The organism is Bacteroides sp. (assembly GCA_036351255.1).
In the GTDB taxonomy this organism is placed as follows: Bacteria; Bacteroidota; Bacteroidia; order Bacteroidales; family UBA7960; genus UBA7960.
This window is the reverse complement of sequence record JAZBOS010000102.1, coordinates 1-22,978: the sequence shown is the minus strand read 5'-3', so window position 1 is coordinate 22,978 and position 22,978 is coordinate 1. Positions and strand designations below refer to the sequence as shown.

The following is a 22,978-nucleotide window of genomic DNA, read 5'->3' as shown; positions in this document are numbered from 1 at the left end:
CCGGTTAAATGATTTAAACAAAAACAGGGCCCCAAAAGGCCCTGTTTTGTTTTTAAATTTCAAAAAAAAGGCAATTACATTTTAACAAATCTGCCCAGGGCAAAATGCTTGCCATCGGTGATACGGACCAAATAAATGCCCGCAGGGAGGTTAGCAATTTCAAGGTTCATCAAGTTTTCAGCAACAGGCTCTTTACGTGTCATTGCCTTATTACCCATGATGTCAAAAAATTCCACCATCAATTCACCAGTAAATTGATCACCGATCAGGATATGGATGGTGTTTTTCCCTGGATTGGGGTAAATGTTTTGCTTTCCGGGCAATTGGAAGTTTTCTGTTCCCACGGACATTTGCACCGTAATTGTATCAGCCGGTCCCATAATGCCATAAACAAATTCGGCTGCATAGATATTGAAATGGCTGTTGAAGTTGGCTGTGATGGTGAGGCTGGTCCCAGAGCCGATTTCCTGGGTAAGGGCGGCATCAGCATACCAGCGAAGGGAATCACTTCCCAAGGCAGTCAGAGTTATTTCCTGCCCAAAGTCAATGATATCTTCCACGGGGAGGATATCGGGCTGGGCGATGATCACCAGGTCATCCAGAATGGAAGAGCCCTGTCCCGCCAGGCTGAATTGTTTGATGCCGAAATAATGCGGCCCTGCCATCACAGGCTCAAAGATTCCGCTGACAGGAATATAGTCATTGTGTTCAGGTACCGTAAGATTGGTGGCTTCCCAGATGGTCTCTTCCAGTGCTTCTGGAACTGGCTGTAGCCCCCTGGCAAGGCGCATCCTGTGTACTCCCGACCCCAGACGGTAAAAGAAACCAGCAGTATATTTTCTCCCGGGCTCAAGGAAATAGCAGCCGCTGACTAACCAGTCATTGGCAACTTGAGTTGTATTGCCAGTGAAGTACACCAGGTAATTGTGTCCGCTGTTTGCCAATGAGGGGTCATTTACCCTTAAGCCCCAGTAACGGTTGTCCTGGTTTAAATTGAAGATTTGCCAACCTATTTCGCGCATCGCAAAAATGGTTTCAAAATCTTGGATGTTCCACTTCCCGGGCTGGTCAAGCTCCAAACGAGTATTGAACAAGTTTTTGTACCCAGAATTGTTTGCGGGTTGCTGATCATCCGGAACCTGCAAATTATAGGAAATGGTATGCTTCCCGTAAGCGGAAAGGTCTGCACTGGTATTCAGTTCTATAATGCCCTTTACCTGAATCTGGGGGGTAGGAATTTCAAAAAACTGGTTTCCTTCAGGCCTCTGAATATTTAGCTCCAGGATCCCTTCTGGTAAGGGTTCACTTCCAAGGTTGGCTAATTTAACCAGCAATGGTGTTTCCTCGTTAAAATTACAACCCTCGGCCGCAGCAAACAGGTCGTGAACAGTGCCATCCAATGCCTTGGCCTTTTGCAATGAGAAATCATCCACAAACAGGAACCGCATAAATTTCTGGCTCTGTGCATGCCACGCAAAATAGTATTGGCCATCTTCTTCTACACTGAAGGAGTAGATTACCCGCCGGTACTGGTAGTTAACCAGTTCTTCCTGGACCTCGAGAAATTCGATGAGGCTTTCAGGATTGGGTTCACTGGCAATTCCAAAGCTTATTTTTTCAGGGTGGTCGCCACTGTAAACCCGATAATAGAATCCAACGTTGTAGATGGTGTCAGCCTTCAGGTTCGCGCAGCCTGAGAACAACCAGTCATTGGCATCATTAACAGAACTGTAAGTGTAGTACATAACTCTGTTTCCCGAGAAAGAATAGGTAGTATAGTTTATACCGAGATCCCAGGTATTGCCATCATTATTAACATCATAAACTGACCAGCCTGTCTCTTCAAACTTTTCGAACTGTTCAAAGGTCAGGTAAAGATCTCCGGCTTCCGGGTTCAGGGAGCTGTTTAGGACTTTTTCTTCTTTGCTGTTATTGCCTGTTTCGGGTTCTGTTATCCCTTCAGGCAAGCTTACTGACGCCTGGATGGTATAGAAGCCGTACAAGCGCAAATCAGCAACCAAGTCCACGAAATAGGCCTCATTAAGTCCAAGTGGTTCCTCAATCAGTATTTCTCCCTGGCCTGCCTGGTTACCTGAAGGATCGAGAACCTGCCAGGAAAGGGTGACGGGATGGTCAAGAGCCAGGTTTCCTGAATTCCGGATAGAAACGCGAACAGGGGTCTCCTCCGAGAAAGCACAAGGCTCAGCCAGTACATCAATTGCCTCCAATGAAACATCTACATCATGATTTTTCATAACTTCAAAGTCATCCAGGTATATCCAGCCCTGATTGGCCTCACTTTCAGCGTGAAATCCAATATAATAAGTCCCGTCGGCAGGCGGAGTAAAAGCTACCACACCTCGCTGATAATCCAGACCTAGCTTAAATGTTTCAGACCATAGGAACTGTCCCATGGATGCCGAAGTTTGATCTGTTCCAAAAGCAACAGACATTTTTTCCTCACTGGAAGAGGTTCTTCCGGTATAATGGAATGAAAGGAGATAACTTTCGCCTCCCTGCATGATCAAACAGTTTGAAAACAACCAGTCATCCGCTGGTTCCGTCAGGCTCCTACCACTGCGCATGGATATCTCTCCGCTGTGGGCAAAGGATTCATTCTTACGGATGATCCAAGTGATGGACTCTCCGGTTTCATCGATGTCATCGTTGGTGTTCTCATACCACCATCCAGAGGTGGGATCCACCATGCCGGTGGTACCGTCAATTTGCTCCAGCTCAAAATCATTATAATAAACATGGCCCTGGGTAAGGTCAACGGTGGTATTCCGAATGAATTTCGATTGGCTGTTGTTTGTCAGGTCCTGATCTTCCGCCAGAATGACTTCTGCAGTGAGGCTGTAAATTGTATTCAATTGCGAAAGATCTACCAGGAAAGTAAGCGTATCACGTTCAGTGGTGGTTAAAGTTGCCGTTGAATTCAGGGGATAGGTGTTCAGGATCTCCGGTTCCGCCTCAACGGTCAGTTCCACCAGGACATTTACGAGGGGTTCCAGCCCCTTGTTCTCGATGACCACCTTAACCGGGGTCTCTTCAGTGAAGGTATTGCAACCCCATGTCGTCTGCAGAATGGCCAAAGCTTCTGCATCGCGGTCCAGCAAGGATTCTACGGTAAAATCATCTACAAAGATCTGGAAGGTATTGAGCCCCACAAAGTCAGTGAATAATCCGATGTGGAAATTTCCTGTGTAAGGTGCCTGAAATACAAACTCTTCCCTGACGTAATCCACACTGTTGACCCAAACGTCGCCGAGAAGGGTCAGGGAGCCTTCAGGACTGGGTTCATCCATGAGGTGGACGCTAAACATTTCTTCGGAGTCGCTTCCCTGGGTTGCGGTATAAAATTTGACCCGGTAAAACGTTCCTTCAACCATTTTAAGGCAATTGGAGAAGGCCCATTCATCCACGGGATCTAGCTCCCCCCGGTACATATTGAGGCTGTTGGGGGGGGAGTAAGCTTGCCCCGGAACCGAGTAATACCGCCAACCGGTTTGATCTTCGGTTCCGCTGTATGCGCTCCAGCCAATCTCCTCCAGCCCGGAATAACCGTCAAAGTCAGTGAAATAATTTCCTGAGGCAAGGTTTACACTGGTATTGTTGGCAACAATGTTGAGGGTATCGTTTTCAGGCCTTTCATCACCCTCAAGCTGGGTGATCAACTGCAGGTCGTATTTCCCATAGAGGTCCATGTCGGCCAATAACTCCACACTAAAGGTTTGATCAGGTTCGAGGGTTTCCTGAAATTCATAAGGGATAATCTGTTGTGCAGCAGTACCTTCATGTGTAATGATCAACTCCACGCCAAAATTCCCCTGTGCTTCCATTCCGGGATTAGAAAAGGTAATGGTCACCGGGGTCTCATCCGAAAATTCACATCCCTCAGCATTTACATCTATCCCCGCGGCTGCAATATCGGTGAACACCATTCTTTCCACGGTAATGTTGTCGAGGTAAACAAAATTGTGATCTGGCGGGCTGTTTACATGGAAAGCAAGGTAATAAGTGCCGTTTTCGGGAACTGTAAACTGGATCTGTTCGGTTTCGTAGGCATCCATGGAAAAATTTTCCAGGAAGATGAGTTCAGTATCCAGGTCTTCTGGGCTGGTTCCAAAACCCATCATCACCCTCATAGAGGCGGGTGAATCAATATTCCAGGATCGGTAATCAAAGTTCAGGCGGTAAGTCTCGCTGGCATATAGGTAAAGGCAAGTCGAAACCAGCCAGTCATCGGCCTGCACCGGTACCTGAAGCTCTCCGCTGGTGTCGAAAACGCCATAGCGGATTGAATTGCTTCCGTCGCTTGCCCATTGCGAGGGTGCAGTAGCAAGGCGCAAGCCCCAGCCGGCCTCATCCTCATTGTTATTAATAGTACTCCAGCCAATGTCTTCAGGATAAAGGATTCCTTCAAAGCTTGTATGATAGCTTTCGTCACTTACCACCCAGTTTTCGCTGATGATTTCCCTGGTGAAGGTGTTGTTTGCCGGTAACTGATCTCCGGGATAATTAACAGAGGCCTCAAATTCAAACTGCAATCCCTGGCTGAGATTGATTTCAACTTCTACTTCCGCGCTCAATCCGGCATTCAGTTCCGAGATTACTTCTGATCCGCTATCCAGGGTTTCTCCTTCCGGATTCCTGACCAAAAAGTTAACTTCGATATCGGTTGCGTTTTGCTGTCCCTTGTTTTTGATGATGATTTTGGCAGGGGTATTGACACCTAAATCGCAACCAGAACCTAATACAAAAGCATTGTTTACTGCCATGTCAATGGCGCGCTCGGCAACGCCCGAAACCACCAGCGAAAAGGGCTGCCTTTTGTTGGTAGCATTCACCGGATCAACCAGGGTGCCCTTATGGGAAATCACTACCTGGTACTGGCCGGGCTCAGGGGCTAGGATTTGAATTTTTTCTACATTATCAACAAGATTGTCTCCCTGGGTTGCAGGTGCTGACGGGTTATCCGGATCCAGTTGCCAGGGATAAAAGACCTGCCCGTCTGAGATACGGGTCAACCTGACATCCAGATCATTGACCAGCAGGGGTGTCCGGTCGTTCAGTGCTGGCTCCAGCGGTACGCCCGGGACATCACTCCAGACAAGGGTCACCACCAAAGGTTGTTGCCCTGTAGAATAAATGGTTTTTGAATAGGTTGGCACCGTATTCTGCACCAAATTTCTTTCTTCAATTAAAGTATTGTTTCCCTTTTCCGGGATGATTTTCGCGGCAGCTTCAATATCTGCCAGGCCCCAACCATACTGATAATCTGGTCCGGGATGTGGTCCTGCCTCATGGGTGGTGTGAATGACCAGAGCCTTGATGGTGGCTGCCCGCAGAAAGCTCCCTGTAAGCCTTTTATTCAGTTGCTGCAGCAAGCCCAGGGAACCCGTAACCGAGGGAGCGGCCATGGAGGTTCCTGTCAGCCCTGCATAACTGGTGTTGCTGTCCACCCAGGTGGAAAGCAAACCTTGACCATTGGCCACAATGTCAGGTTTAATCCGGCCATCATCAGCAGGACCGGTGCTGCTGAATTCACTCAGAGCCACGCTTTCCGGACCGGTGTATTCTATTACATCGGCCACTGATCCAATGGTCAGGACATTCTTTCCCAGCACCAGGGTAGAAATACAGTCTAAGCCTTCCTCCCCGCCATCGCGTTCCCTGATGTCGGTTGACTTGATCCAAATCCCTAGGTCGTTGTCAAACACGTTGTGCTCCTCGCCGGGCGCCGGCCCGATATCCAGGCGGTCATTCCCTGCCGCATGCACCTGCAGGTAATAGGGGGCCAAATAGGTAATTTCATCCCGTACCCTTGTTTCCTCACTGTAGAATCCAAAATTATAGTCAGTGGTGTTGCTGATCCGGGTGTCGCCATACCACCACCACTGGTTGGTATGAAAGCCCCAGCCCGTGGATCTCCCGTAGGAATGATTAGAAACCAGGGCGCCGTTGGCGGCTGCCTCGATCATTTCTTCCTCATCGTTACTAAAATCATAAACGTGCAAACTGGCTGATGGCGCCATGCCCCTGGCCGTGGGCACAATTCCTGCGGCAACCATTGTTCCTGCAACGTGGGTTGCATGCCCATTCATGATCGGGGTGCCGTCCATTTGCGTAGTCCTGCCTTCAAATTCCTGGTGGGTAGCCCGGATGGAACCGCCATCCCAGACGTTAAGCGTTATCCCTTCCCCATTGAGGTTCAGTTCAGACAGCCCACCGGTCCAGAGCCGGCTGGTGCCAATGGAATTGGCTGCATCCAGGTTGTAGGTCTGATAATAAATGGGCGCCCCGCTTTTACTGAAACCCATAAGTCGGATGACCTTCAGGGAATCCAGAAAAGTACCCATGCCGCTTTGGCGCTGGTTGAACCGGATTACCTGTTCGCCAAAGATCTCCCATTTGGCGCTTTGCTCAACCCACAAGCGTTCCAATGGTTTTTTATCGATGGCTTCCAGCACTTCCTGTTCGCCCATTTGGGCCTGCAAAGATGGGCCGCTGAACAAAAGGAAGAATAAGCCCATCCATGGCAAGGATTTTTTAAAACGTTTCATCACGGTAAGGATAAAAATTTTTATCTGAAGGAAAAATGAAAGGGCAAAAGAAAGATCAGGCTGTGAAAGTCACTCTTTCACAGCCTGATCCTGAAAATTATCGCTTGATAACCTTGATGACTTCAACTTTGCCATGGTTGTGAACGATGCGCAGCATATAAATGCCCCCTGGCATATCCACGAGGTCTATTTGGGCTGAACGATCTATTTCAAGGCTGTTCCAAATGATTTGGCCTGTAATATTGTGCAAACTGATGGCTTTTACTGTATTCGAAATTCCCGTAATATTGAGTAAACCGATAGTAGGATTGGGGAAAACCCTGAATTCCGTTGAACCAGGGTTGTCGATACCTGTTACATCCCGATCGAAAACGATGGTATAGGTTTGCGAATAATCCTCATCCTCGGCGGTGACTACAATGGTTGCGGTCCTTGCTGCCTCATCTCCGAGCAGATCAGTGGCCTGGGTAATGTCTACGCTTGCATTTTCATTGGCAGCCACTGCATCAACCACCGGAACTTCAGTAGAACCCAAAGGAAGGGTCACCTCGTAATCCAGGATTTCCGGATCGAAACCTTCCAGGGCCACCTCGTCAAGGGTGATCTCCGCCAGGTTGGCATTGGTTTCCATGTATCTGAACGATACGGTGTAAACCGAGCTGTAAAGCGGGTCTTCTGCAGTGACCTCAATTTCAACCACCCAGTAGATCTCTTCACCGGTAGGTTCAATGGGTTCGCCTATTGTAACTGTGGCATTTTCGTCAGTAGGAAATGCCGTCACTTCCGGGATCTGCTCATCGTTAGCCAGCGAAAAATAATATTCATACACCTCTGAATCAAAGCCTTCCACCGAAATGCCGTCAAGCAAGATATCCGTCAGGCTGGCATCACTGCTCATCACCCGGAAAGTAACTGTATATTCGCTGGTAAACTCGGGGTCTTCAGCAACCACGCTGATCACAGCGGTGCGTTCAGCCTCTGTTCCGTCAATGTTAACAGCCTGAACAATGGTGACCTCTGCTGTCTCATCTGCAGCAGTGGCGGAAACCACTGGGATCTCAGAAGAAAAGGCAGGAAGTGAAACGGTATAGGCAAACGTTTCCGCATCAAAGCCTTCCAGGGCGACCTCATTGATGAGGATTTCCGAAAGCAGGGCATTATCGCTCAGGTCCCCCATTTTGATCAGATAGAAGTCAAAACTGCCCGCCGAGTTATAGCTCTCTTCGCCGGCCACCAGTTCATTCTGGAATCGCCCGAACAGGTAAATGTCATTGTTGGGCGAAATGGCCATATCGCTGCAGATCTCGGCGCTTGTGCCCCCGAAGGTACCCGCTTCAATGGCTATGCCTTCAGGGGAGAAGGCAGCCCAGAAAATATCATTGGCATCTCCATTGGTGGTGATGCTCAGGTTCTCATTGAATTCAACAGTTCCTCTGACCACGCCGGCAGCATAAATTTTCCCTTCCGGCGATATCTTTACGGCCGAGAGGTTGTCATTATAGTCTGGGTTCCCGAAAAAGTTGGCCCATACGATTTCCCGCTCTGCGTTGAGTTTGATGACAAAGGCACTCAGATAGGAAGCGTTAACAGGTTCAAAGTCCGTTTCCGTATCCCAAGTGAGGGTGGTCCGGTTTTGCCCGCCTATGTATACGTTATTGTCGGCATCGGTTTCAAGGGCCGTAATGATCGATTGACTTGCTATGGCAGAAGAAGTCAGGATATGGTGATCCCAGACATAGGTCCCATCGGCCTGCACTTCAATGATAGCCATCCCACCGGTAGCATTTTCGGTGGTAACCCCATTGACAGTTAATGCACTTGCATATTTTACCGAGAAAATGACATTCCCCGAAGGAGTAATGGCAATGTCCTGCCCCCTGTCGTCACCCGTATGCGTCGAGTTCCAATGCCACTGATAAGCACCCAGGGCATCAAATTTAGCCGCCAGGTAGAAATAGTTGGTATTCAACCCTTCCGGATCTGGTATCACCATTGTTCCGTCAAGATTGATGTCGCTCTTAAAGTGGGTGCTGAAATAAACTGCTCCCGCATCATCCACGGCCAGGTTATTGGCGCTCCCGGTCAGGATAATGCCAATGGAATTGCTCGATTCCATTTTACGGACCCATTCCAGGATGCCATTCTCTGTATATTTTGCAATAAACAGGGCACGGGTCTCTGATACCAGGGTGGTTTCCGAAAAATCAGAGGAGAAAAAGGTGGCGTTGCCCCTGAAGTCACCCATCAGGTATACATATCCGTTTTTGTAAACGGTTTTAAATCCACCTGCCCCTGTGGTTCCGTCAGCTTCGGCTGTAACGGCCCATGCCAGTTCCTTTTCAGGGGAAACCTTGGCCAGGAACATGGTGTTTTGCTGACTCACAGGCACAATTTCAGTACCCAAAAGGTTCATCGAATAGCGAAAAGTACCGGTAATATAGGCATTGCCTGTTTGATCGGTAGCAACACCCTCGCCAAAATCAGCCGAGGTTCCGCCTGCGGTCGTGGCCCAGCGGAATTGGTTCTGCTGACCGAAAACACTCGCGGAGATAAACAAAACGACAAAAAAAGTAAAAATTCTCTTCATTGGTTATGTTTTTTTGGTTAATAATAATGGATTCTGGTTGATAATAAGTTGAAAAGAAAAGTCGGTTGATTGGAAATTCCTTTTAATAGGGCAAACAATCGCTTGGAATTCTCCGATACTCAAAAAAAGCCAAGCATGAAGAAAAATGCATCTGCAATAATAAAAAAATTAATAAACTTAATGGGGATTAATTTTCATTAATAATTCTATCCTTGAAAGTAATAGCATTAAGCTTCTTTACTTGTGGAGAAGGTTTGTAAATTCCCTTACCTTTGCCGCAAAAATCAGGCCATGGCTGAATGTCTCGGCAAATACTTTTTACGCAACGGGCAGTTGCTTGAAGCCACTTCCTTCGCCTGCGACTTTCTATCCAAACCCCATTATGTCTATGAGGTTTTCCGGGTGATTGAGGGGATTCCTTTGTTTATTGACGATCACCAGGAGCGGCTCAGGCAGACCGTTAAATTGAGCGGCCTTTCTGTAGATATTGTTCCCGGTGATTTTATTAATCAGGTGAAGAAACTAATTGATGCCAACCAGTTGAATGAGGGCAACATCAAGGTTGTTGTGCTTCCGGATGAAGGGGATGAGGTTGGCGCTTTCCTGATCTATGTGATGGAGCACCAGTATCCAAGCGATGAACAGTTTGAGCATGGGGTAGCCCTGGCACTTCACCAGGGCATCAGGAACAACCCCAATGCCAAGGTGATGGATGTTGGCCTGCGCAGCGATACCAATGCCATCAAGCAGGAACAGCAGGTTTATGAGACCCTGTTGGTTGACGAGCAGGGATGCATTACCGAGGGCAGCCGGTCAAACGTGTTTTTTGTCTGTGGCGATGAGCTCATCACCCCGCCCATTGAGGATGTTCTGCCCGGAGTCACCCGCAAGCATGTGGTGAAGCTTTGCCGCGACCTGAATATTCCGCTGAAGGAACAGAAAGTTCCCGAAAGCAGCCTGGCCGAAAAGGATGGGGTATTCATCACCGGTACCTCACGCAAGGTATTGCCCGCATTCCGCATTGACGAATGGCTGTATCCGCCCGACCTTCCCATGATCCGCAAGCTGCAGGCCGCTTTCAACCATGAAGTGGAGGAATACCTGCGCCGTGCAAGGCTTCAGTAGGTCGTTTTCAGGGTCGCCAGAGGTGCTAGAAACTCCAGAAGGATCTTGTTGAATGCATCCGGATGGGTTTCCATTGGGTTGTGCCCGGCCCCGGGAATTACTTCAATTTTTATCCCTGGCATCTGGTCAAGCACCTTGTGCCTGCCCTCCAGTGGCACCCAGGTATCGTTTTCGCCCCAGATGCCCAGCAAGGGCCCTTGCAAATCCTGTGCCTTCAGGTCGGTGATATCATAACTACCGACGGAGCCGGCAAGGATAGCCCTGGCCGTCCCCGAAATTTGCAGCGGATGGTAATAGGCCATGATGGCTTCGCGTCCTGGCGGACTGCCGTAGGCCGATTCCAGTAAACCGCCAATGCGACGGGGGGTGATAAACCAGGCTTCGGCCAGGTTACCCATCAGGGTCTGGACTGGTTTGAACCTTAGCAGGGACTGACGCTGCGGTTCAGCGGCATTTACTTGGCCGAAAACTGCCCCGGCCACAAACACGGTGCTGAGGGTTTGCTCAGGATACATCAGGGCCATGGCCTCCACGATGCCAGCCCCCATGCTGTGCCCCACCAGGTGCCATTCCCTTCCGGGAAAAAGGCTGTCCTGCCATTGTTTCAGCAAGACTGCCCTGGCCGTGACCGAGGCATTCAGCCGGGGCGATTTGTCGCTGTAACCAAAGGGCGGGATGTCGATGGCTACCACTTCAAAACCTGCTTGTTGCAAAACCGGTGCAGTTCTTTCCCAAGAAAAGGTTGAACCGCTGAAACCGTGCACTAGTAATACCGTCCCCCGCCGAATGTCCCCTTCGGCAGACCAGGTCCGGTAATGCAGCCGAACCCCATCAACTATGCTGAATCGACTGTTTGAAAAGGGTAGAGTGCTCCTTTGGGTTGCTTTTTTACCCGGCTGGCAGGACACCATCATCAGGAAAAGCAATAAAGAAAAAACCATGCAGACCCTTTGAAACCTTAATAATGTTAACATATCCGGGCTTTTTTTGAATAAGATTTGCCGGGCCCTTTGCGAAATAAATTGTACTTTTGAGCCTTTTGATATTCAAAATTAATGAAGAATGGAAATCACCGGCAAAGTAGTTGAGATTTTAACCGAACAAAGCGGGCAGGGACGTAACGGAATCTGGCGCCGACAGGAGTTCATCCTTGAGGTGCCCGGGCAGTACCCCAGGAAAGTATGCATCGCCCTTTGGGGTGACAAAATAGACCAGGTAGCCCTGAAAACCGGCGAAGAGGTCACAGCCTCCATCGATATAGAAAGCCGCGAATACAACGGCAAATGGTTCACCTCGGTGAAAGCCTGGAAAGTGGACAAGGTGCAGGCTGCTACCGGCAGCAATGAAGCCCCCGATTTTCCCCCTCCGGGTGAACCCCCGCTGGAACCCTACGAAGGCCAGGACGACCTCCCGTTCTAAGCCCGTCGTGCAAAAAGTTTAGCGGCTGCTCCCTTAAAAAGGGACAGCCGTTTTTTTTCTCAGATTTTTTTACCGTTTGAAAAGTTGTCGATTGCGGGCGAATTTCCCTGCATGTTATGGACTAGCATTATCTTATCCTTTTTGCACTTATTTCTTTAGCATCGATGAAAAAAGTCAATCCATTTACTTGTCCATTTTCATTTCTAATAAAGGTAAACTGAATATTATCATCTCTCAAGTAGAAATCATCTTCTGATTCTGGATGCATCTCAGCTTTAAACCCATTTTGTTCATCTACAATAAATAAATGTTCATTTTCTAAAACAATTTTTATTTTCCCTCCTTCAGATTTATAAATACCTTCATATTGGATCATGATTAATGGATCTGGCTTAATATAAGACCTGTGATATTTAGAATTATCAATTGTTAAAGCATCAAAACAACTGAAATCTTCCTTATTAACTTCGGTTACAAGTGAAATACATGAATTACATAAAACACATTTCAGGAAACATCCGGTTTGTTCTGCGATATAATATTTTGAAATGCCTTCAGTATGTCCCGTACCGCTACTGGTGTGAAGCTGGTAACATCCACCAAGATTCTTAAATCGATTAACCAACTGTAAGGCTTTTTCATAAGGACTTTGCGAACTGTCAGCTGTACTATGGAATATAATTACGGGAATATGGTGGGCTTCTTCATGAGATATGAATGAAGTATCCGCAATTTGTCCCCACATATTAATCACTCCCCTGACAGAAAACTTTGTATTTAAATCATTTGTTGAATTATCGATTCGTCCAAGTTCCCGAGTAATCTCCGGGTAATGATTATCAAAGTCAGTTTGATTCATATAACTTATCCCCATTGCCGTGAGAGCTCCTGCGCTTACTCCACCAACAAATATTGCAGTGGTATCAATACCATATTTTTGTGCATTGGATATTAAATACCTTAAAGCAGCATGGGCATCCTGCACTGCCCTGTATGCTTCTTTTAAAATCTCAGATTCCTTATTGTTCTTCCTGCCTTTCCTTCGGTTGATATTACAGACCACAAATCCTCTTTGGGCAAAAAGCGGACAGTACTTTTCTGTCCTTGAGTTATCTCCTTTGCTCCCTCCATGAACCAGCATAATCAGGGGCTTTTTTTTCAGAGAGTCAACAGCCGCAGATGGATAATAGAGATCCAGGTCAAGGATTTCGGTCTGTCCCTTGTAATTTTCGGCCTGTCCATAAATTATATTTTTGTCAACCTGAATATCACGGCTTCTGAAGTAATAATTGTCAACAAAGCGATGCGGTATTGCGTAATCCTGTGCATTTAATGGAATGAAAATCGAAGAAAGTAATAGAAGTATAAGATTGACTTTAATTATACTTTTCATAACCTTATGTTTTTTGATTTGGAATGCTTGCCCATAACAGTCCTGGTTTTGCCTCAGTGGCTGACCTGCCTGATTCGGTATTACCAATCATGGCAAAGTCCCAGGCGGATCAGTCCCGCATGTGTGGGATAAAACGACCACCATGCCCGATATTTTTGGCTATACCATGTTGTGTGGCGTTTTGTATGTAGTCTAATGCTTCTTTACCGATTTCAGGTTTTACTTATTAATTCCGTTCATCAGAAATATCGGATAAAATTTTAATTCCGCTCTTTTTCATTAGCTCACTTGCATTAAAGTCATTGCAAATACCGGGTTGAAGCTTATAACTGAAATGCATTGAATCATTTTTAATCTCACTATTAAAACTATAATTTGTAACTAACATTTTATTCCCCGATAGTTTTGCAAGTTTAATATCGTGTGTTGCAATAATTCCTGACGTTTTGAGCTTACTTATTTGATTAATCAATGAAAAACCTCCTTTATGTCTATCTTCTGAGTTTGTACCCTTAAACATCTCATCCAAAAGAAAAAATACATTGTGACTACTTTCTATCAGTTTCAGCATCTTTTCAATTCTGCTTAATTCTGCATAAAAAGAAGAGATTCCTTTTTTCAAATTATCTTGGGTTCTCATACTTGTATATAATCTCAGGTTCGTAACCTGCCCAAATTTTGCACAACAAGGAGCCCCAGCTAAAGCCAATACTAGGTTCACGCCTACAGCCCTTAAAAAAGTACTTTTCCCTCCCATATTGGAACCGGTAATCATAACAATATTACCTTGTCCCTCAGAGTGAAAATTATTACAAACACGTTGATTGGAATGTATTAAGGGATGTCCCAACGACTCAAAATTTAAAAAGTTGTTTTTATCGGTAATTTCCGGAAATGTATATGATGGGTTTGAATAGCAAAAACCTGCAAAACTATTTATTACTTCAAACTCACTAACTACTTCAGCCCATGATTTTAAAAACGCCTTATTTTTTGATTTCCATTGTTCTGTTCCAATAATCAAGTAAATATCTAATAGCAGGAAATTATTGAATAAGGGATACATGTAATTTCCACCTATTGGTATCTTTTTTATAGGTCTTTGCTGAGAGAATTCCAGTAAACTGCACAGCCTGTTAATTTCATGGGATGCTGAATATTTGCTTTGTTTGAGTACTGATTGTAATTGGCGTAGTTTTTTTGACTTGAAACTTTCACATTCAATTTTATTGATAAGTGCCCGATAACCTTTTAAAGTGTTAAGATTTTCTTGTGAGGTTTCAACGATTTCTTCTACTATGGGTTTTACTTTTCTTAAAATCATATTGTTGATTAACAAAATAATAATCAAGAGCGAAAGCGATAAATAAATATACCTGTTTGGTGAATTCAGGGTTACCAAAAAAAAGAATAAGCCAAGCAATGATAGAACCGATAGGATTATTGCAACGGCTATATATATACGTCGATATTTTAATAGAACCACAGGTGCTTCTACCCAATCTAACAATTTATAATAATCACTTTTCTGATTTTCATAGTGCATACCTGAGGCCTGGAAATCTTGCCTCCAATCCAATTTGGGAGATAATTCCTTTATGGCATTTTGTCTGTCAAGTATTTCATTATTGGGTGCAGGTTCCGACAGCCAATCAGATAAAAGTATCGTGCCAGACTCTGTAGTTGTTCTATTCACCAATTGAAAAATGGAGTGTTGTCCAAAAATATCTAGATCAGAGGTATAGGGGTGATTTTGATTAATAAATTTATTTCCGGTATTAAATTCTTCCAGATTACCTTTTTCTCTTAAAATCTCGGATTCATTTATACCTTTCAGGAGTGCTGTATGCTTTTTCAGGAAAGCTTTTTTGTTATGATGCGAGATTGTAACACCAAAACTTATTATCAATAGTGGGAAAACAATCAGAATGGCAGTTAATAAATTTAAACTAAACAAGTATATAAGAATGATACTTGAAATAATAAAAATCAATAACCTGAGAAATGAAATACGATTTAATAACTTACTTAGCTTAAGTAATTTGGCATCAAGCTTTTTTATGTTATCGCTATAAATTTTCATGCTTTTTATATTTGAAACACCCCAGAATATTTCAAAATCGTGATAGCTATTCTTCAATAAGGCAAAGACCTCGTTTTTAACGATGATAAAATCCTACTAATACACCCAAATTCCGGAGCATTCGTATGACAAGATCATTACGATCCATTTCATGCTAAAGCTTTTCAAGCCTTAAATATAGAGAATTGTTATAAATTCCCAAGAGGCGAAATTATATTCATTGGTTTTTTCTTTTTCACCCCCCGGGGGCTTAACCCCAAACTCCCTCTTGAATAGCAAAAGCAGCATGGTAAAACCACAAAAAAGCACCTCAGCAAGGTGCCATAGCGATAGATAGCCGTTCCCCCTGCCCAGCATACAGCTTTTGCGGCCCACTTGTTTTTGCCCGTTTTTCAAACTTTTGGGTCAAGCCGGTTTCTGAGTTTTGAAAACCCAAACCTGACCCCTACAGTCAACACAGGGAAAGTGTAATTCCTCACAGAAGCATAAAGGCTATAGCTGATCGGAAGAGATAAACTCAGGTAAGGTTCGATCAGCCTTTCCGGTACATTCTGAAATTTATAGTTAATTTTTAATCCCGGGATGATACCTATACTTGACAGCTGAAAATTCGTGACATAAGCAGTTCCGAGGTACCCGCTGATGAAAAATTTCCTGAATGCATGGGCCTCAGAATAGTGCCTGAACTCAACGGCACCCTCAAGACCCAAAAAAGGATATGGTAAGAAAAGAAATGAACCCACCATACCTCCTCCAGCCCATAAACAAAGCGTGTTGCTGGGGTTCATGGCTATTTCATAATTATAGATTGCTTCGATTGAATAACACAAAAATGCATATTGGTAAGGGAAGTAGATCACATCAGGTTTTGCTGAAAATGACTGGAATAAAAAAAGGAATATGATAATTGCTTTCTTCATTTCATGGGTTTAAATTAACTGCCTTTCAGGCTGTTATTTTAATTGATGGTGCGCTCTAAGAAGGTTTTATGAAGAGCCAGAAAACTTGTCCAGGCGCCATACCCGTTCTTTACGCTGAGAAATCAACCCTATGCTCCCAGAGAACAGAGCAGGGGTTTGAGAAAGCAAAATGCATTCAAATGTTTAAATTTATGGAATTGATATGAATTATCAAAGGATATGATCATTTTAATGGGTTCTTTTCCAGGGATATGGGTTGAAAAAATTGGCCAGTATAACGAAAGCCTTACAAATCTTGCAGAGTAGGAGGGGGGCATTTTTCTGTAACGCTATTTCACCCTCACGGACCGTAAAGCCAAACCCCTAATGATCCATCCAACCCAGGATGGAAAAACCCTAAAAAAACACCTCAGCAAGGGGCCATAGCGATAGAAAGCCATTCTCCTGGCCAGCATACACTCCGAGCAAGCTCCAAAGAAAGATAAAGCCATCCCTGGTTTCAATACCTGTAAACGACTGTTTTCTTCAGTTCAAAAGGCTTTTCAGATGCCCAACCTGCTCTTTATTCCCAAGAACAAAGAGCATAATGCCTTTTGTCAGGACGGTATCCGCCGATGGGTTAAGGATATACTGGCCATTCTCTTGTTTAATTCCCAGGATGCTTACCCCTGTTTTTTCCCTGATCTGAAGTTCCCCGATGGTTTTGTTGGTGTTGACGTTTATCCCCGAGCACGATATTTCGAAAAGGGAAACATTGCCCAACCGGTGGAGCATAATTTTTTCGACAAATTCATGGATGTCAGGTTGAATGACGAGTTTGGCCATCTTCTGTCCACCCACCTTGTCGGGCAATATCACATTGGTGGCACCCGCCAGCTTTAACTTTTTATCGTTGGCAATGGCCGAGGCACGGCTGATGATGATCAGGTCAGGGTTGATTTCACGGGCGGTTATCACTACGAACAGGTTGTCAGCGTCGTTGGCCAGGGCACTGATAAGTGCTTTGGCATTCCCTGTCCCTGCCTTATGAAGCACGCTGTCGTCGGTGGCATCGCCATCGATATACAATATTTTGGGATTTTCCTGGATGTACTGAATGACTTTTGGCCGGTTTTCAATGACTACCACCGGGATGTTGCTGGAAAGCAGTTCTTCCACCGCCTGCGAACCATTCCGGCCATATCCTACCACAATCACGTGGCCCTTCAATTTCGATATTTGTTTTTCCATTTTTTTCCTGACATTATAAATGCTAAGCAGTCTCTCGGAGAAGTGCCGGGTAATCGATGAAATGGCAAAGGCAAAAAGGGCGAGGCTAAGAATAATAAGCGCGATGGTAAACCACATCCCCTCCTGCGAGAGGGGGCGCACCTCCTTGAACCCTACGGTGCCAATGGTAATGATGGTCATATAAAGCGCCTCGGTAAAGGAGTAGTCCTCGAGGTTCATATAACCAACGATACCAATGAATATGATGGTTAGCAGGATTCCAAACGCAATGTAGAGGGTACGATTCCCGTGCGACTCCATAGAAAACAACTCAGAAAATGTTGCATAAATATATGGCTTTTTGGCTGCACTGGCGAAGCTTTTCTCTAAAAGTTGCCGCTGCGCATTGCCCGGAATCTTGTTCTTTGCCTATGAAACCATTGCTTCTCCTTCTCTCCGGGCCATTTTAAAAAAGAACCTTCAATCAAAAAAAGCACCTCCTTTAGGTGCCGTATCCATTAATCGCTTGAAAAAAGTGGATGCCTGGCAGAATGAAAAAATGCCAGTTTTGTTAGAAACGCATATTGATTTCAGTTTTACCCTTTAACAACTCCACCAGCCTTTTTGCTTTATTAACCATAGCAGGATCGGTAAGCCATATGGTAAGCTTTGTACCTCTGATTTGAAGGACGAGATTGGCTTTCTTCGAAATCTCTCCCACCAGGGGAGCCCCGTTGACCACCCAAGTAAAATTCCTTAACCATTTAACCAGCCTGGGGTATCAAAGCTTATTCAATTCAATGGACTGTATATCAGAATAAGCATAAAAGTCGGGGTTTCCTTCCGCTTGTCCTCAATTATTTTAAATCCCTCATCAAAAAACTGGAATTCCGTTCTCGGATTATTTTTCGGGATAATATTTTCATTCATTTTTCTCATCCTTACAAACAAATGTCTCTGGATATTTGGCCAGGTAATCAATTTGCTCTGAACTCATATTCAGGTCAAATCCCCAATCCTTGAAAAATGTAAATGCTTCTGTAATGAATGCTTTATTTATTTCGGTTGAGTAATTTACGAACTGATTATCAACTGCCCCAGAAAAATTTTCATTAAGATTGAAAACTTTAACATTTTCCGAACAATTAAAATCGAAATTTCTGAAATCAACAAATTTCATTTCTGCTTGTCCCGCTTGTTTCAAAAATATTTTTTGTGCTCCGGCAATGATGGGTGTTTCAAAAATCTTGAAATAGATTCTCATATTAGTGATATCGTAAACAATACTCCATTTTGTTCCAAGTCCTTGATTTACTGAATTTAAAAATTCAAATGCATCGTTCACTATTGAGTCACTTGATAAATGCTGTTTTTTATCAATCTTTTGAGCGACTGTACAAAAGTTATAAAGGGACCGGTTGGAATCAGTGTCCCCCTTGGTTTCGTAACATTCTAAAGAACTTTCATAAGTGCTGTTTGCCAGCGCTGGGATGGGAAGAGAATGTTGAAAATGGCTTACCATTTTTCCATCCAGGAATTCTATGGTTGCTGCATTTCCGAATTTATCACTAATGAGAAAATGATATTTTGAAGTTGCATCAACAATTCTCAACAATGTATCACTATGAATAACTTCTTCAATGGTCGAACAATTATCTAACTGAAATTGAATCCATTGGTTTGCACTAATAGCATAGCGGTCATCCTTGGTTGGATACTGAGTCTGCTCCAGGGTCATATGTTCAACTACCAGTCCAGTTTCATTGATTCCGCCATAAGGTAAATCTCTTCCAATCTGGTTAAAGGTTATACTACCATATTTGGCTACCCATTCAATGGCCTTCTCCTGGGGGTCAACAAGAGCAGTTTTTTTTAGATCTCTTGGATTGGTCATCATTAATCCTGAACCAGTAATCCAGTCGAGATTACGTCCCAAAACGATCTTGTTGCCTTGATGAAGGACAAAGGTTGTGCAGGGATAAACGGAAGGCGAAATCAGGCTCAATAAGATGACGACAGCTAAAATAATTACTGGTTTGCCATTTTTCATAATCAAAGGCTTTGGTTAATGGGGGATAAGTCATTGAGCCGTTACGCTTAAAACTACATAACGGCTGGGGCCTTTTAAGTGCAGGCGCTCGAAACGATTCCTTATCCCTCGATGCGAATCTACGAAAAAGAAGTAGGGTTTCCTAATCCGTTAAATCCCTGCAGTTTTAAAACCCCTTGTCAAAGCCGGATTCAGGGCTGGTTGTTTTTAATCCCAGAATTCCTTGCACCTTTCCTGTTCTGCGATTCTTAAAACGGAGAAACCCAGTTCAATGGCTTTGCTGAAGTCTTCACATCCCTGCTCGTGTTCGCCCAGTTCGTATCTTGCCAGTCCGCGAAGGAAGTAGGCATTTTTATTGGCGGGGTCGAGGGTCAGGGCTTTATTGCAGTCAAATACCACCCCTTCCAGGTCGCTGGGAAACCTGGTCCCGGCCCTGTTTACATAAACCCTTGCGTCCAGGGTGTCGGTCAATAGATAGGTGTCAAGATCCGCTTTTGCCTGTTGGGTCATCCCCGTGGCCAGGTATATTCTCGCCCGGTTTAAATACAATTCAGGCCTTGGCGTTTTGGCTATTTCCCCATCCAGCGCCTGGATGAAATCATTGAATTCAGGGCGTGTCCAGAATCCCATGGTCGTTTTGATCCTTCCGCTGCAATCGTCATCGATCAGGTCGAACGATACATAGTAATCGGTTTGATAAACCTTGTACAGCCCGTATCCCTCGCACATCTGACCTTCCTCATCAATGAATTTGATGGTGTCGCCAGATAATTTATATTTTGCCACCACGTCAATGGTCTGGTCGTTGCCAAAATCCCCTTCCACCAGTCCGTCTTCCTTAAAATCAAAGCTGATGGGCCCGCTCTGACTCATTCTTACCCATTTGCCGGTAAGGGTTTGATCAGGGGGCGTGGTGGCTTGGTCGTCGTGCTGTTTGGCGGATTGGCAGGCGCATAAGAATATCAGCAGCAAAATCAAATAAACGGGTTTGTTTTTCATTTTGGGGTCTGTTTTTTAGATTAAGGTTTCTGTATTGTTTGTATGGCTGAGATTGGTTCATCCATTCAATAAAAAATACCAAACGAGTCACTCATTAACCCTTGCAGGAATGTTTGGACTCCCTGTTTTTCAAGAGAGGTGGAGGTTTGTATTTTTCAAAATTAAGGTTTTTTAAATATATCCGTCTTGATCATCCAGGGTTTTTTAAATTCATCGTTAAGGTTAAGCCTGCCTGTCGGCAGGCAGGGTTGAGGTTCAGGTATAAAAGTTTGGACATTAAGGGAATAAGGTCAAACCAGCAGGTCTGTCTAAAACCTTATTACCTTATGGGGCTGGGGTGGCACGGTATTCCTCAGGCTAATTTCACTGCCACCCCTGCAGGGGGAAAGGGGGAGGGGTGCATCAGGATGATTGAGCCATTCCTGGTGCTGTTTCAAGGGTGGATGGGAAGGGCGGGATACTACGGTATCAGTGTTTGATGTCGTTGGCGTTGCAATGCATTTAGTTTGATAAGCAAGATACAAAAAAGCGACCGACACTCATAAACCGGGCGAAAATATAGCCCATACATTATTCACCATGTTAGTGGCATTAAAATATGTGATCTATCTTCTATTTTCAGAGAAATCAACTCCTAGTCCGGTCTTTCTACCCTTAAATGGTTCATTAACTATAGTATCTGTTAGCGGTTTATATAATGCTGGATGACGAAAAGCGTTTCCAAAATAAGATTCATTTCTATATCTCCTGATCTCCGTTAAGTCAAATTCTGAAATAAAGATCCCCTCTTTTTCATCTGCCTCAAAAATCTGGTATTCACCCCAGTACCATGGATTATAAGCTGTTGATCTGCCTGTATGGCAATATGCCGGGCATTCTTTTTCACCTGGAAAGTTTACTAAGGCAACACCAAAAGAATTTTCAACAGCTCTTGATTTTAACATAGCTAATAAATGGTCATTTAAAGGGGCAGCATTGGGTACGATAACGATCTCAGCTCCGTTTAGCATTAATATCCTGCCGCTTTCAGGAAAGTAATAATCGGAGCATATCATTGCACCTAATTTAAATGTTCCATTTTTAGTGTCCAGGTTATATACATTAAATTCCTTTCCAGATGTACAAACAGCCTCAACAAGGGAAGGCTCCCATAAATGAACTTTTCTGTGTTTTAAACAAATTTCACCAAACCTGTCAATTACACAAACCGAATTATAATATTCCATGTTTTCCTTTTCAAGAAAAGTCACGGCAATTGCCATCTCCAGCTCTTTTGCCAAAGCAACAAAATGTTTGATAAATGGATCATCTATGGATATTGCCTGGCTTAACCAGTCTTCGATTACGGCAGGCTCGTCATAACCACAGCCAATACTATACATTTCAGGAAGAACTGCCAGATCAGCGCCAATAGAATCGGCTTTCCTGCAATATAATTCTGCCTTCTGCATATTTTCCTCTATATTATTATTGAAGGCAAATAACTGCAGATGTGCAATGGTTATTTTATTATGGGAATCATTCTGAGCATACATACTCGGAATCGTTGCTATTAAGATGAAGCTAATAGCAACAGACAGTTGTAAAAGTTTCCTTTTCATAGCATATCCTTTTTTTAAAACATTCACGACAGAACTTACTTATTTCATGAATGAAAATGGCATTAATCTCCACTAAGGTGTTATTTACCAATAAATTTAAGAAATTTTCATAAATGCCCGGTTCAAAATTCCCGTTTTTTTTCATCGGTAAATCCCTATCAGCTTCATTAACTTATTGGTTATGTGATTGATAGGTTTTGTTTTTAATAATTTCTGCATGCACCAATGTTTTTTTCCCAGGGCATTGAAACCCAATGATCTGATCCATGGATTTTGAGCGTAAGAGGATCACTCAGGGATAGGACCAAGGGGGATCTTCTGTTTCTTATGAATGCCACCCATGCATGGGGGAATGGGGGAGGGGGGCTGTTATTCTACCATACTGTCGCCGGTACGCGGCTTTGCTTAGGTTAGGTTAAGGTTTAGAAGGGGCATGGGGCTCCGTCTCAACCTTAACCTTAACCTTAACCTTAACCTTGAATTTCCTGCCATTAATTATTTCTTGCCATTTTAATCCTTTCCCTGGTCGATCGAATGACAGGGGCTTGTTTTATGGATTTGAAAAATTTCCTGACCTTGTACCTGCGCATCCCGGCCTTAGTGAACCGGTATTCCATCCCTTCATTCATCGTGTAATTGCAGGGACTGCACCGCCCGCAGGGCTCGTCCTTTACGGGCTTATGGCAAAACCAGGTCTTGTTCATGATGTCCAGCAGACCTGTCCCTTCGGCCCATGCCTTCATGTCCAGCTTGCTGGTGTTCAGCAGGGGAAAGCGGAAATGACCGAAGACTTTCACCAGGTCATCCGACGATCTTTCAGGGTTCACCACGTGGTAGTCCCCCGTCAATTCATCCGCTGTCTTTACCAGGGCCCCGTGGTTCCTGAGAAAATTGGCCGTATCATCCGTATGCATGCCCAGTTCCAGGTGCTCTTGCCTGCTGGCAAACCTGGCCAGCCAGTCATACTGCGAACCGAAGAAATTGGTTTTCCGGATATTCTGGTAAGCCTGGGTTATTCCCGCATCT

General features: G+C 44.5%; 14 protein-coding genes. 3 read left to right on the top strand and 11 right to left on the bottom strand.

Features of this window, described 5'->3' with window-relative positions; all coding sequences use genetic code 11:
• Positions 1-74: 74 nt before the first annotated feature.
• Both V2I46_10045 and V2I46_10040 read right to left on the bottom strand, forming a co-directional pair.
• A complete protein-coding gene (locus V2I46_10045) occupies positions 75-6,536 on the bottom strand; it encodes a S8 family serine peptidase (GenBank protein ID MEE4177841.1) in 6,462 nt (2,153 codons plus the stop codon).
• A 127-nt stretch (positions 6,537-6,663) separates the two neighbouring features.
• The gene (locus V2I46_10040; GenBank protein MEE4177840.1) at positions 6,664-9,153 is read right to left on the bottom strand and encodes a T9SS type A sorting domain-containing protein; all 2,490 of its coding nucleotides are present in this window, start codon (positions 9,151-9,153) and stop codon (positions 6,664-6,666) included.
• A gap of 291 nt (positions 9,154-9,444) precedes the next feature.
• Here V2I46_10040 and V2I46_10035 point away from each other — a divergent pair, with 291 nt between their 5' ends.
• On the top strand, positions 9,445-10,278 hold the full coding sequence (locus tag V2I46_10035; protein MEE4177839.1) for an aminotransferase class IV: 834 nt from the start codon (positions 9,445-9,447) through the stop codon (positions 10,276-10,278).
• On the opposite strand, the gene V2I46_10030 is transcribed toward V2I46_10035, so the two are convergent.
• On the bottom strand, positions 10,272-11,252 hold the full coding sequence (locus tag V2I46_10030) for an alpha/beta hydrolase (protein MEE4177838.1): 981 nt from the start codon (positions 11,250-11,252) through the stop codon (positions 10,272-10,274). The genes V2I46_10035 and V2I46_10030 overlap by 7 nt on opposite strands.
• An 88-nt stretch (positions 11,253-11,340) precedes the next feature.
• On the opposite strand from V2I46_10030, the gene V2I46_10025 reads away from it, so the two are divergent.
• The gene (locus V2I46_10025) at positions 11,341-11,697 is read left to right on the top strand and encodes a DUF3127 domain-containing protein (protein MEE4177837.1); all 357 of its coding nucleotides are present in this window, start codon (positions 11,341-11,343) and stop codon (positions 11,695-11,697) included.
• Positions 11,698-11,824: 127 nt separating this feature from the next.
• Here the strand turns inward: V2I46_10025 and V2I46_10020 are convergent, their stop codons facing one another.
• The 6 genes from V2I46_10020 to V2I46_09995 all read right to left on the bottom strand — a co-directional run bounded on the left by V2I46_10020 (position 11,825) and on the right by V2I46_09995 (position 20,351).
• Positions 11,825-13,090, bottom strand: coding sequence for a prolyl oligopeptidase family serine peptidase (locus V2I46_10020; GenBank protein ID MEE4177836.1), 1,266 nt, complete (start codon positions 13,088-13,090; stop codon positions 11,825-11,827).
• A gap of 226 nt (positions 13,091-13,316) precedes the next feature.
• Positions 13,317-15,173 (bottom strand): hypothetical protein, encoded by a 1,857-nt coding sequence (locus V2I46_10015; GenBank protein ID MEE4177835.1) that lies wholly within the window; start codon positions 15,171-15,173, stop codon positions 13,317-13,319.
• 392 nt (positions 15,174-15,565) lie between these two features.
• Positions 15,566-16,093 carry a hypothetical protein gene (locus V2I46_10010; protein ID MEE4177834.1) on the bottom strand — a complete coding sequence of 176 codons (528 nt, stop codon included), beginning with the start codon at positions 16,091-16,093 and terminating at the stop codon, positions 15,566-15,568.
• 525 nt (positions 16,094-16,618) lie between these two features.
• A complete protein-coding gene (locus V2I46_10005; protein MEE4177833.1) occupies positions 16,619-17,623 on the bottom strand; it encodes a potassium channel protein in 1,005 nt (334 codons plus the stop codon).
• Positions 17,624-18,224: 601 nt separating this feature from the next.
• Positions 18,225-19,352, bottom strand: coding sequence for a linear amide C-N hydrolase (locus V2I46_10000; protein MEE4177832.1), 1,128 nt, complete (start codon positions 19,350-19,352; stop codon positions 18,225-18,227).
• 207 nt (positions 19,353-19,559) lie between these two features.
• Complete coding sequence (locus tag V2I46_09995; protein ID MEE4177831.1) at positions 19,560-20,351, bottom strand: tetratricopeptide repeat protein; 792 nt, start codon at positions 20,349-20,351, stop codon at positions 19,560-19,562.
• Between the two features lie 113 nt (positions 20,352-20,464).
• On the opposite strand from V2I46_09995, the gene V2I46_09990 reads away from it, so the two are divergent.
• Complete coding sequence (locus V2I46_09990; protein MEE4177830.1) at positions 20,465-20,830, top strand: hypothetical protein; 366 nt, start codon at positions 20,465-20,467, stop codon at positions 20,828-20,830.
• A gap of 126 nt (positions 20,831-20,956) precedes the next feature.
• Here the strand turns inward: V2I46_09990 and V2I46_09985 are convergent, their stop codons facing one another.
• A complete protein-coding gene (locus tag V2I46_09985) occupies positions 20,957-21,952 on the bottom strand; it encodes a carbon-nitrogen hydrolase family protein (protein MEE4177829.1) in 996 nt (331 codons plus the stop codon).
• 491 nt (positions 21,953-22,443) lie between these two features.
• Positions 22,444-22,978 (bottom strand): hypothetical protein (locus tag V2I46_09980; GenBank protein MEE4177828.1); only part of this gene is annotated, 535 nt, incomplete at its 5' end.

Excerpts from the sequence above, each read along its gene's own strand:
- V2I46_10045 (MEE4177841.1), bottom strand. The coding sequence starts at position 6,536 with ATGGGCTTATTCTTCCTTTTGTTCAGCGGCCCATCTTTGCAGGCCCAA.
- V2I46_10040 (MEE4177840.1), bottom strand. The coding sequence starts at position 9,153 with ATGAAGAGAATTTTTACTTTTTTTGTCGTTTTGTTTATCTCCGCGAGT.
- V2I46_10035 (MEE4177839.1), top strand. The coding sequence starts at position 9,445 with ATGGCTGAATGTCTCGGCAAATACTTTTTACGCAACGGGCAGTTGCTT.
- V2I46_10030 (MEE4177838.1), bottom strand. The coding sequence starts at position 11,252 with ATGTTAACATTATTAAGGTTTCAAAGGGTCTGCATGGTTTTTTCTTTA.
- V2I46_10025 (MEE4177837.1), top strand. The coding sequence starts at position 11,341 with ATGGAAATCACCGGCAAAGTAGTTGAGATTTTAACCGAACAAAGCGGG.
- V2I46_10020 (MEE4177836.1), bottom strand. The coding sequence starts at position 13,090 with ATGAAAAGTATAATTAAAGTCAATCTTATACTTCTATTACTTTCTTCG.
- V2I46_10015 (MEE4177835.1), bottom strand. The coding sequence starts at position 15,173 with ATGAAAATTTATAGCGATAACATAAAAAAGCTTGATGCCAAATTACTT.
- V2I46_10010 (MEE4177834.1), bottom strand. The coding sequence starts at position 16,093 with ATGAAGAAAGCAATTATCATATTCCTTTTTTTATTCCAGTCATTTTCA.
- V2I46_10005 (MEE4177833.1), bottom strand. The coding sequence starts at position 17,623 with ATGGAGTCGCACGGGAATCGTACCCTCTACATTGCGTTTGGAATCCTG.
- V2I46_10000 (MEE4177832.1), bottom strand. The coding sequence starts at position 19,352 with ATGAAAAATGGCAAACCAGTAATTATTTTAGCTGTCGTCATCTTATTG.
- V2I46_09995 (MEE4177831.1), bottom strand. The coding sequence starts at position 20,351 with ATGAAAAACAAACCCGTTTATTTGATTTTGCTGCTGATATTCTTATGC.
- V2I46_09985 (MEE4177829.1), bottom strand. The coding sequence starts at position 21,952 with ATGAAAAGGAAACTTTTACAACTGTCTGTTGCTATTAGCTTCATCTTA.